The sequence below is a fragment of the Oligella urethralis DSM 7531 genome, assembly GCF_000372065.1.
In the GTDB taxonomy this organism is placed as follows: Bacteria; Pseudomonadota; Gammaproteobacteria; order Burkholderiales; family Burkholderiaceae_B; genus Oligella; species Oligella urethralis.
The window spans coordinates 111,051-122,320 of the sequence record NZ_AQVB01000004.1; the positions used below are offsets into that span (position 1 = coordinate 111,051).

An 11,270-nucleotide genomic window follows, 5' to 3' on the forward strand; every position below is an offset into this window, starting at 1 on the left:
CAGTATAGTAGTACTGGTACTAGTATATCGATTTGTCTTGTTACGCCTTTAAATAGTTGGGACAATTGTTTAAGAAGGTTTTTTAGCATTTGGAGATAAGCATGGCTAAAACATTGTACGACAAGTTATGGGATGAGCACGTAGTGCACCAACAGGAAGACGGTACCTGTATTTTGTATATTGACCGTCATTTATTGCATGAGGTTACCAGTCCGCAGGCGTTTGAGGGCTTGAAAATGGCTGGCCGTCAGCCATGGCGCATTAGCGCCAATTTGGCGGTAGAGGATCATAATGTGCCCACTGTGAATCGTGAACAGGGGATAGCGGATCCGATTTCCAAGCTACAAGTCGATACCTTGCAAAAAAACTGCACCGAGTACAAAATCGTTCGTTACGGTATGGATGATATTCGCCAAGGGATTGTGCATGTGACTGGTCCAGAGCAGGGCGCAACCTTACCCGGTATGACGGTAGTTTGTGGCGACTCTCATACCAGTACCCATGGAGCCTTTGGCGCCTTGGCTTTTGGTATCGGTACCTCCGAGGTTGAGCATGTATTAGCGACGCAGACCTTATTAAAGAAAAAAGATAAAAACATGCTGATTAAGGTCGAGGGTAAACTACCTTTTGGCTGTAGTGCCAAAGATCTCGTGCTACATGTGATTGGTGTGATTGGTACTGCCGGTGGCACTGGTTATGCGATCGAATTCGGTGGCAGTGCTATTCGTGATTTATCGGTTGAGGGCCGTATGACCGTCTGTAATATGGCGATTGAGGCGGGTGCTCGTTCCGGTATGGTCGCAGTGGATGATAAAACCATTGAGTACTTTAAGGGACGCCCTTATGCGCCTAATGCAGAGCAATGGGAGCAGGCGGTCGCTTATTGGAAGACCTTGGTGTCTGACGAGGGTGCGCATTTTGATAAAGTCATTGAAATTGATGCCGCCGATATTCGGCCTCAGGTGACCTGGGGTACTTCACCGGAGATGGTCTTAAGTATTGAAGACAAGGTGCCTAATCCAGCTTCTGAAAGTGATGCGGTTAAGCGCTCAGGTATTGAACGTGCTTTATCCTATATGGGCTTACAGGCCGATATGCCGATAAATGAGATTAGGATTGATAAAGTCTTCATTGGCTCCTGTACTAACTCTCGTATTGAGGATTTGCGTGAGGCTGCTGCGATTGCCAAGGGCAGAAAGGTCGCCGCTAATGTAACTCAAGCGCTAGTGGTCCCCGGTTCAGGCCTAGTCAAACAACAGGCTGAGGCGGAGGGGCTGGATAAAATTTTCTTAGAGGCTGGTTTTGAATGGCGAGAGCCGGGTTGTTCTATGTGTCTAGCGATGAATGCTGACCGTTTAGAGCCGGGTGAGCGCTGCGCCTCGACCTCTAATCGTAACTTTGAAGGACGTCAGGGCATGGGCGGACGTACCCATTTAGTTAGTCCGGCGATGGCTGCCGCAGCTGCGGTTAGTGGCCATTTTGTTGATGTTCGTCAATTAGGAGAGTAAGCATGGACGCATTTACTATTCATCAGGGCTTAGTTGCTCCCTTAGATCGTGCTAATGTTGATACGGATTTGATTATCCCCAAGCAATTTTTAAAATCCATTAAACGCACGGGTTTTGGTCCTAATTTATTTGACGAATTGCGCTATTTAGATCATGGTGAGCCGGGTATGGACAATACGAAGCGTCCTTTAAATCCGGATTTTGTGTTAAATCAAGATCGTTATCAAGGAGCATCAATTTTATTAGCTCGGGAGAACTTTGGTTGCGGTTCTAGTCGTGAGCATGCACCTTGGGCTTTGATGCAATATGGTTTTAAAGCCATTATTGCCCCATCTTATGCGGATATTTTCTTTAATAACAGTTTTAAGAATGGCTTATTACCGATTATTTTAAGTGAAGCTGAGGTGGACAAACTGTTTACAGAGGTTGAGGCTAATCCTGGCTACGAGCTTCGGATTGACTTGGAGCAGCAGGAGGTTACTGCTCCTTCAGGCGATAGCTATCGCTTTGACATTGATAGTTTCAGAAAGTATTGCTTACTGAACGGCCTTGACGATATTGGTCTAACATTGCGTGAAGCGGATAAAATTAAAGCCTATGAGGCCAAGCGCTTAGCTGAAAAGCCATGGCTTGCCAACGTTGTGGCTTAATTTAAGACGACAATTATCAATCCACAGACCTTAAGGCATTTAAGGTCTGATTTTATAAAAAGATATCGATTATGACTTTTAAAGTAGCAGTTTTACCCGGTGACGGTATTGGTCCTGAAATTATGGCGCAGGCATTGCGTGTATTAAAAGCCTTAGATTTGGATCTGAGTTTTGAAGAGGCACCCGTGGGCGGTGCCGCTTATGAGAGTGACGGTCATCCTTTACCAGAGCGTACCTTGGAGTTAGCAAAAAATGCGGATGCGATTTTGTTTGGCGCTGTGGGTGATTGGAAGTATGACTCCTTGCCGCGTCACTTACGTCCTGAACAGGCAATTCTTGGCTTACGTAAGGCCTTAGGACTTTTTGCTAATTTGCGCCCGGCCATTTTATACCCTGAATTAGCAAACGCTTCTTCTCTAAAGCCGGAGGTGGTAGCAGGCTTAGACTTACTCATTGTACGTGAATTAACAGGTGATATTTATTTCGGTACGCCACGAGGTGTGCGTAAGGTAAAAGATGGTCCATTCCAAGGTGAGGACGAGGGTTTTGATACCATGCGTTATGCTGATAGCGAGGTCCGTCGCATTGCCAAAATTGCTTTTGAAGCGGCTAAAAAGCGTCGCGGTAAGTTACTCAGTGTCGATAAGGCCAATGTACTCGAAACCTCACAATTTTGGCGCAATATTATGATTGATGAGAGTCGTCATTATCCCGAGGTGGAGTTAAATCATATGTACGTGGATAATGCGGCGATGCAACTCGTGCGTGCACCTAAGGAATTGGATGTGGTTGTGACCGGTAATTTATTTGGCGATATTTTATCGGATGAAGCGGCGATGTTGACTGGCTCTATCGGTATGCTGCCTTCAGCCTCATTAAATGAAAAAAATCAGGGGCTTTATGAGCCAAGTCATGGCTCTGCACCAGATATTGCTGGCCAGGATATTGCTAACCCCTTGGCGCAAATACTCTCTGCTGCTATGATGTTACGCTACAGCTTTGATCTGGAAGCACCAGCACAGCGCATTGAGGCTGCAGTGCGTCAGGTGTTGGCTGAGGGTTATCGCACGGCCGATATTTATGAAGCAGGTACTAACAAGGTCGGCACCAAAGCCATGGGTGATGCGGTATTAGCTGCGCTGTAGGGCTAAGCATTGTCAGTACAATTTAATCGTGACAATTAAAGCCGATTATCTACTCAGCTAGGGTGATAATGATATTATTTCAGATTAAGTATTTTTATAAGTGAGCAAATCTATGTCAAAAGCAGTTGGTCTTGTCGGTTGGCGAGGCATGGTGGGTTCGGTTCTCATGCAGCGCATGCGCGATGAGGGTGATTTTAAATTGATCGAACCGGTATTTTTCTCTACTAGCAATGTTGGTGGTGCCGCTCCCGAATGGGCTGAAGGCGCAGCGCCTTTACAGGACGCCTATGATATCGACACGCTTAAGAAATTACCCATCATTGTAACTGCTCAAGGTGGCGATTACACCAATGAGGTGTATCCTAAGCTACGCGCAGCGGGCTGGGATGGCATTTGGATTGATGCGGCCAGCGCCTTACGTATGCACGATGACGCCGTCATTGTACTTGATCCAATCAACCGTGATTTAATTGATGCTTCTCTAAGCAAGGGGGTGCGTGATTTTATCGGTGGTAACTGCACTGTTAGCTGTATGTTAATGGGTGTTGGCGGTTTATTTAAAGCCGGTCTGGTTGAGTGGATGAGTAGTATGACTTATCAGGCTGCGTCTGGTGGTGGTGCGCAGCATATGCGTGAGCTGTTGACGCAATTTGGCATTATCGGCAACTCAGTTCAATCATTATTAGATGATCCTGCCTCGGCCATTTTAGACATTGATCGTCAGGTATTAGCTACGCAACGTGATGAGAGCCTACCACAGAGTAACTTTGGGGTACCTTTAGGCGGTAGTTTAATTCCTTGGATCGATACTCAGTTGGACAATGGTCAATCACGTGAAGAGTGGAAGGCGCAGGCTGAGACCAATAAGGTGTTAGGCCGCAGCGGTGATGAGATGATTCCGATCGACGGTTTATGCGTGCGTATCGGTGCCATGCGTTGTCATAGTCAGGCCCTAACCTTCAAGCTGAAAAAGGATGTGCCTTTAGACGAGATCAACGATATCATCAGTAGCAGTAGTGATTGGGCCAAATTAATTCCGAATGAGCGCGAAGTGACGATGCGCGAATTAACACCGATTGCGGTAACGGGTACTTTAAATATCCCGGTGGGTCGTGTACGCAAGCTTAATATGGGTCCGGAGTATATCAGTGCCTTTACCATTGGCGATCAGTTACTTTGGGGTGCAGCAGAGCCTTTACGCCGTATGTTACGAATTGCCTTGGGTGAGCTGTAAATCCTAGCTGATTCAGTATTTGATTGTCTGAGCCTTTAGAAAGATGAAATTATTGCTTTTTATCAATGACCATATCGCCATAAGTTTAGTGATACTTGTTGTCTTGATCGCATTATTCGTTTTTCTAGCTCAGAAAATATCAACGAGTAGCCGGAGCAATTGCGCAGAAGCTCAGAGTGACAAGTTCGGCGCAGTGCCAAAGCCACGTGCTGCCTCCGAGCTTGATCAAAGTCCAGCCGCTAAAGCGTTTAGGGCCAAGCTTAAAGAAATCAATCTCGATTTGGATAGCGATTGATGGCTAAGCATCGTATAGCTTTAGGTATTTCCTATCAAGGGCAGGCCTACTCGGGTTGGCAAATTCAAAGTGAACGAGCTACCGTGCAGGGGGCGGTGGAGGCAGCCCTCAGTCAATTTATTACCACACCCACGCAGGTTATTTGCGCCGGTCGTACCGATACCGGCGTGCATGCAATTAATCAAGTAGTGCATTTGGATACGGATGCTAGCCGTAGTGATAATTCCTGGGTACGTGGGGTTAATGCGTTTTTACCCCCGGATATACGTATCAAATGGGCGACCGAGGTGGCGGCGGATTTTCATGCTCGCTTTGATGCCAAAGTCCGTACCTATATCTATATTTTGCGCAATCACCCGGTTGCTTCGGCGCTCCTCAATGGCTTAGTGGGGTGGTTTCATTTGCCCTTAGACTTAAAGCAAATGCAGGCAGCGGCTACTTATCTAGTGGGTACGCATGATTTCAGTAGTTTTCGTTCTTCAGAGTGTCAGGCGCATTCGCCGATCCGTACCATTTATGATTTAAGTCTTCGCCAACAGGGTAATTTATTTATCTTTACAGTTCGTGGTGACGGGTTTTTACATCATATGGTGCGAAATATTGTTGGTTCTCTCGTCTATGTCGGTAAGGGAAAATATCAACCCGAGTATATGGCTGAAATTCTGGCGCATCGCGCACGTAAATACGCTGCGCCCACCTTTATGGCGGATGGTTTGTATTTAGCCCATATTGCCTATCCAAACCATTCGGGCATTAATCACTTAATGCCCGAATTAACACTCGCTGAAAGTCTGAACTACTTACTGAATGCGTAGTTTGCTTAGTTGCTCTTATCCATACGATCCGCACGCGCCGATGGGTTAGGGTGTGAGGCGAAGATGCTGGAGTTATTGCCACCTAGGGCGGCCAATTTACGTAGCGCAGACACAGCCGGCTCCTTGCCTTTGCCATGCGCTTTTAAGACTTTAAGTCCGTAGGCGTCAGCTTCGTACTCATGGGCTTGAGAGTATTGCGCATTGATTAGCTGATGACTTAATTGACCGATGGCGCCACTTGATAGGGCAGCGACTGGCGAACCACTGGAAGCAACCGCTTGTAGTGCTGCTGAGCTCAGTAATTGGGTGCGAGCTTGCTGCTTAGAGTGACCATGCACCACATGCCCGACCTCATGCCCAATGACATAAAGCAATTCATCATCCGTCATTTTATCCATCAGACCACTATAGATGCGAATACCGCCATTTGGCAGGGCAAAGGCATTAATTTCAGGGGTCACATAGACCTTATAATTTAACTGATGACCGCTATCGCTTTTAAGATTACGTGTGATGCGATTTAAGCGCTTAGTATAGGGGCTGGAGGCAGAAGCCACCTTGTTTTCACCGTCCAGTTTTTGTTGGGTACGCACTCCTAAAGCTCGGATTTCACCATCGTCAATCGAAGCTGCGCTAGCCAAGGTACCAGCGGCACCAATCATACCGGCTATATCCATTCCCTGGCAGGCTGTTAAGCTAAGACTAATGGCGGCGGCTGCTAGTAGCTTTTTAGTCATGATTGTATTTCCTCAGTCAATTGAATTCAGATTAATAGCGCTTTCACTAAACTAAGCGCTTTGATATATTTGCTTGTAACTAATATACATGGCACAGTAAAGGCTCATTAGTAGTGATATTAAAATTAGTTGCAGTATAAATGCAAGAAAAGCGCCGACAGCGCCGAATGACATTGCAACAAAAATTAAATTCCATATCACATAGCCACCAAGCAAAACGGGTAGGCCTAACATGACAAAGGCGCCTAAATTACGCATCACGCCGATCACAGAAAAGACAATAGATTTTACAACTTCAGTGCCATTCCATAAAATTAATGAAGGGACAAACCAGTAGACTAGGGTGATCAGTAGCGAATAAACGATCATCACCACGATAGCAAAGACATTTATCGAGCTGGCGATAGCAGCATACGACTCCTCGGTAATCTCGGCTGCGGTGAGCGCATCGATGAGATGCGACATCTCACTTTCTTTAATCAAAGCGGGGGTGAAAAACATATTTAGGATGATAAAGATCACCCCATAAATAAAACCAGCCACTAGCAACGACTTCAGGATGTTACCCTGCTTAAAAACATCAACTAGCTCATTTAGACTAAAGCGCTTTCCTGCGTTGATATGATGGCAACATAACAAAATAAAAGCGACATATAGCGGCTGCACCAAGGCCACACTAAATAAACCAAAAAGCCCTAGTAGCTGGATGCTAAAGATCGTATTTAAATGCCAGATAAAGGCAAGTAAAAGAAAAAACGCAGGGCGCTTTTTGAAAATAGCAAAGCCCTTGAGAAACCAGTCGAAACCGGCGCTTGCTGGAAGTCTTAATGCTTGCATTAACAGTCCTTAACGGGTGGGTAAAGGCGGGATTTCGCCATCGGTACGAGCTTTAAGGATGCGCTCAAAGTGTGTAGGATCGTGTGGCTTTAAGCTTTGCGCTGGGCGTGGCAGATAGAAATCATAGAGTCTAGAAGTCCAAAATCTCAGTGCTGCGGCTCGTAGTGCAACTGGCCACAAGGCTCGCTCTGCATCGGTAAAGGACCGACCCTGGTGATAGCTATTAAGCCAAGCCTCCACTAACTCAGGTATGAATTCACCACTTTCGCGCTCAATACACCAGTCATTAACCGCAACGGCGACATCAAATAACCAGCGATCGACCCCAGCAAAATAAAAATCAATCACACCGCCTAAACTGGGGTGCTCATAGGTGCCGTCAAATAAGACATTATCGCGGAATAGATCACAATGACAGGGACCCCCGGGCATTTGACGCCATGCGTAATCAGCTTGTATCTCAATCTGTTCGGCTAATGATTTTTCATATAAATCCTGTTGTGCAGGGCTAAGAAATTCTTTGATTTTTGGATAAGTCTCTTGCCACCAACTTAAGCCACGTAAATTAGGCTGGTTTAAGGGTAGGTCATAGGCGGCAATATGCTGTCTAGCCTGAGCACGGGCCACGATTTCACAATGCCTAGCGCTGGGATGCGCTTCCCAACCACCGTTGAGACGCACCACAATACACATCGGCTTACCCTCAAACAAGCCCCAAATGGTACCGTCACGCCGCTTTTGTGGCATCGGTACCGCCTGCTTTTTGAGCCCAAGACCATACATCAAATCCAAGTAGAAGGGGATTTGCTCCTGTGTCAGTACTTCAAAAATGGTCAGTACATACTCGCCCTGAGTGGTGCTCAAAAAGTAATTGGTATTTTCAATGCCGGCCGTGATGCCTTGCATTGACACAAACTCACCTAAATCATAATCTTGTAAAATCTTCTGAGCAGCTTCAGGAGATACGGGAGTAAAAACAGCCATAGAGTTAATTTAATCTTATAAAATGGAAAATGCTTAGTAAAATAATGACTTTAGGGTGATTTTACCAGTCTAGGCTGCGAAATCCTAATCAAGGCCAGCCTCGCACCCTAGATTTATTGTTTATTTTACTCACAATTAGCAAGCGCAATGATAAAGCGACGTTTAAATTATCTTCGTCGACGCCTAAGTAGTCGTCCTGTCTTTCACAGCCAAGCCATCTTATTGTTTTGGGCCTTATTGATGGGGGTGATCGGCGCTTTGGCGACCTTATTGTTTTTTCAAGGGGTTAAGCTCTTACAGTGGTTGATGGTGGGTAGGAGTGGCAGCATTAGTGATATCGTCAGTCAATACAGTACCTGGCAGACCTTGCTTTATCCAAGCCTTGCAGGTTTAGTTGGTGGCTTGTTGTTAACTTGGTCGGCTCGGATTAAGACTGACACCAACTCCGACTACATGGAGGCGGTTGCGCTTGGCGATGGTCGTCTTTCAATTAAGCAAGGCGTTTTGCGTATTCTGTCCTCCCTGACCGTGATCACCTCTGGCTTTTCCATCGGTCGTGAGGGACCGATGATTCATATGGGCTCCATGATTTCCTCGGCCATTGGTCGTTTTTTCTTTATGGATGCCAAGCAATTACGCTTAATTGTTGCATGCGGCGCAGCCGGTGCTGTGTCTGCCGCCTACCATACGCCCATTGCTGGGGCCTTATTTGTGGCAGAGATTGTGGTCGGTAGCATGTCCATGGTGATCGTTGCGCCTTTACTATTAGCTGCCATGACGGCCCATCTGACAACACGTTATTTCGGTAGTCATTATTTAGCCTATGAGGTGAATTTAGAGATTTCCTTAAGCGCTGAACTATTAATTGCTGCTGTGCTGGTCGGTTTATTAGGTGGGATCTTATCGCCACTTTTTTTAAAAACCTTGGACTGGGCTAAAAAGGGTTTCAAGTTTATCCCCTTACCATTGCCACTTCGCATGAGTTTAGCCGGTTTAGTGGTCGGTGTCTTTTTACTCTACGATCCTCGTCTAGCGGGTAATGGTGATTCGATTGTTTCTACCTTAATTCATGGAGCCGATTGGAACTGGCAGTTATTAGCCATGTTTTTATTCTTAAAAGTGGCGGCGACCTTAGTTTCCGTCGGCTCTGGTGCGGTCGGCGGGGTGATTACACCAATTATGTTTATCGGTGCAGCTGTCGCCTTGTTAAGCCTTAACACGGCGATGCTTGTCTTTCCCGAATTGCATTATTACAGTCCGGTTTTTGTGATTCTCGGTATGGGGGCATTTTTATCCGCTGCTTCCAGTGCGCCTTTAATGGCCATTATTATGATGGTGGAGATGTCTTATAACCAATCCTTAGTGGTGCCGGTGGTTTTTGCATGCGTTAGCGCTGCTTTTCTAGCACGTCGCATCAAAGGATTAGTGATGTTTAACGTCACCACGAACCGCGAAGAGGATATCCGCTTACGTCATCGCTTGAGTAATGTCCGCATTGAGCAACTGATTAACAAAAAGCCTGAAAATGTGATTCATGCCGATACGCTGGTGGGTGAAGCCATTGATTTATTTACTGAACTCAGTGTGCGTTATCTTTATGTGATTAATGATAAAAATGAATTTTTAGGTGTTCTGGCGCATAAAGACATTACCCGTAGCCTCTTAGGTGCCTTAAATCTAGAGGAGCCTATCCCTGCGCATTTAATCTCACGCACCTATTTGGAGCCTTTACATTTGCGAATGACCTTAGATGAAGTGCAGGACGCCTTCGTCACTTATAATGGTGAGCGTTTACCGGTATTGGATTTTGCCGATCCGCCGCATTTGATGGGTGTGGTTTATAAATCCGAAGTGCTACGTCGCTATAGTGAGATTAAAAAATCCATTGATAAAAGTAGTGAAGTCAAAATGAACCCCTTTATACGTGCCTAGTATTTGATGAGTAATTGTATTTTAAACACTGTCGCTCAGCAGTCCTTGTATGAGTCGGCCGCTAAGCCTTGGCGCTTATCCATCGCACCGATGTTGGATGTGAGCGATAGGCATGCACGTTTTTTCTATCGTTTATTAGCGCCTAAGGCCTTACTTTATACTGAGATGGTGACTACCGGCGCCTTAGTTTATGGCGATGTGGCCAGACATTTGCAGTTTAATCAAGAAGAGCATCCGGTGGCCTTGCAATTAGGTGGCAGTGAGCGCAAGGATTTAGTGCATTCTGCAAAGCTCGGTGCGGCATGGGGTTATGATGAAATTAATTTGAATTGTGGCTGTCCCTCGGAGCGGGTACAAAAGGGTGCCTTTGGTGCTTGTTTGATGGCAGAGAGTGAGTTAGTGGCGGACTGTCTCAAGGCCATGCAGGATGCAGTCAGCATACCGGTGACAGTAAAGCACCGCTTGGGCCTGGATTACAGTGAGGATTATGGCTTTGTACGTGATTTCGTCGGCACCTTAATCCAAAAAAGCGCAACTCGCGTATTTATTGTGCATGCACGTAATGCCGTGTTAAAGGGATTATCACCCAAGGATAATCGTGATATCCCACCTTTACGCTATCAATGGGTGGCTCAGCTAAAGCAGGATTTTCCCGAGGCCCGCTTTATTTTAAATGGTGGTCTGAGTGAAGTGGCACAGATGTTTGAGCAAGCACAACGCTTTGAGGGCATTATGGTCGGGCGTGCAGCGTGGCATGAACCTTATCGCATTGGCGAAATCAGTCGCTTGCTATGGCCGGATATCGACCATCCTGATACCGATAGCCTGATTCAAAGCATGTATGACTATGCCGTGAGGCAGCATGCTGCAGGGGTGCCACTACGATTTGTGTTCAAGCCCATACTTGGTCTATTTAATGGTCAAAAAGGGGCTAAATTATGGCGTCGAACCTTATCAGATGCGAGTCTGCTTAAAAAAGCGGATCCAAATTTGTTGTTAAAGACTTACGCTGAGTTCAAAAAACACAGCAGTTTTTTTGCTCAAACTTAAACTAATTAGTTGATAGTGCAGCTCAAAAGGCGTAGCCACCTGTGCTTAGCACTCCTTAAATTGTATTCGCAAAAAGTCAAGCA

At 46.1% G+C, this 11,270-nt stretch carries 10 protein-coding genes; 7 read left to right on the plus strand and 3 right to left on the minus strand.

The features are described from left to right. Nucleotides 1-101 precede the first annotated feature (101 nt). From leuC to truA, 5 genes are all read left to right on the plus strand, one after another. Nucleotides 102-1,508 (plus strand): 3-isopropylmalate dehydratase large subunit, encoded by a 1,407-nt coding sequence (gene leuC / locus A3GA_RS0103850; RefSeq protein WP_018026072.1) that lies wholly within the window; start codon nt 102-104, stop codon nt 1,506-1,508. A gap of 2 nt (nt 1,509-1,510) precedes the next feature. After that, nucleotides 1,511-2,158 (plus strand): 3-isopropylmalate dehydratase small subunit, encoded by a 648-nt coding sequence (gene leuD, locus A3GA_RS0103855; RefSeq protein ID WP_018026073.1) that lies wholly within the window; start codon nt 1,511-1,513, stop codon nt 2,156-2,158. A 71-nt stretch (nt 2,159-2,229) separates the two neighbouring features. Further along, nucleotides 2,230-3,303 carry a 3-isopropylmalate dehydrogenase gene (gene leuB / locus A3GA_RS0103860; protein ID WP_018026074.1) on the plus strand — a complete coding sequence of 358 codons (1,074 nt, stop codon included), beginning with the start codon at nt 2,230-2,232 and terminating at the stop codon, nt 3,301-3,303. A gap of 112 nt (nt 3,304-3,415) precedes the next feature. Beyond that, nucleotides 3,416-4,537 (plus strand): aspartate-semialdehyde dehydrogenase, encoded by a 1,122-nt coding sequence (asd, locus tag A3GA_RS0103865; protein WP_018026075.1) that lies wholly within the window; start codon nt 3,416-3,418, stop codon nt 4,535-4,537. A 294-nt stretch (nt 4,538-4,831) separates the two neighbouring features. Beyond that, entirely contained in the window at nt 4,832-5,647 is an 816-nt protein-coding gene (gene truA / locus A3GA_RS0103875) for a tRNA pseudouridine(38-40) synthase TruA (RefSeq protein WP_018026077.1), read from the plus strand. Nucleotides 5,648-5,652: 5 nt separating this feature from the next. On the opposite strand, the gene A3GA_RS0103880 is transcribed toward truA, so the two are convergent. The 3 genes from A3GA_RS0103880 to A3GA_RS0103890 are packed head-to-tail and all read right to left on the minus strand — an operon-like array spanning nt 5,653 to nt 8,205. Further along, nucleotides 5,653-6,384, minus strand: a complete 732-nt coding sequence (locus A3GA_RS0103880) for a M48 family metallopeptidase (RefSeq protein WP_018026078.1) — start codon at nt 6,382-6,384, stop codon at nt 5,653-5,655. 51 nt (nt 6,385-6,435) lie between these two features. Then, the gene (locus tag A3GA_RS0103885) at nt 6,436-7,221 is read right to left on the minus strand and encodes a BPSS1780 family membrane protein (RefSeq protein WP_018026079.1); all 786 of its coding nucleotides are present in this window, start codon (nt 7,219-7,221) and stop codon (nt 6,436-6,438) included. A 9-nt stretch (nt 7,222-7,230) separates the two neighbouring features. Beyond that, nucleotides 7,231-8,205: a homoserine kinase gene (locus A3GA_RS0103890; protein ID WP_018026080.1), complete on the minus strand. Its 975-nt coding sequence runs from the start codon at nt 8,203-8,205 to the stop codon at nt 7,231-7,233. 147 nt (nt 8,206-8,352) lie between these two features. On the opposite strand from A3GA_RS0103890, the gene A3GA_RS0103895 reads away from it, so the two are divergent. Together A3GA_RS0103895 and dusA are read left to right on the plus strand one after the other, a co-directional pair. Next, complete coding sequence (locus tag A3GA_RS0103895; protein WP_018026081.1) at nt 8,353-10,137, plus strand: ClcB-like voltage-gated chloride channel protein; 1,785 nt, start codon at nt 8,353-8,355, stop codon at nt 10,135-10,137. Between the two features lie 6 nt (nt 10,138-10,143). Continuing rightward, entirely contained in the window at nt 10,144-11,187 is a 1,044-nt protein-coding gene (gene dusA / locus A3GA_RS0103900; protein WP_018026082.1) for a tRNA dihydrouridine(20/20a) synthase DusA, read from the plus strand. Nucleotides 11,188-11,270 lie beyond the last annotated feature (83 nt).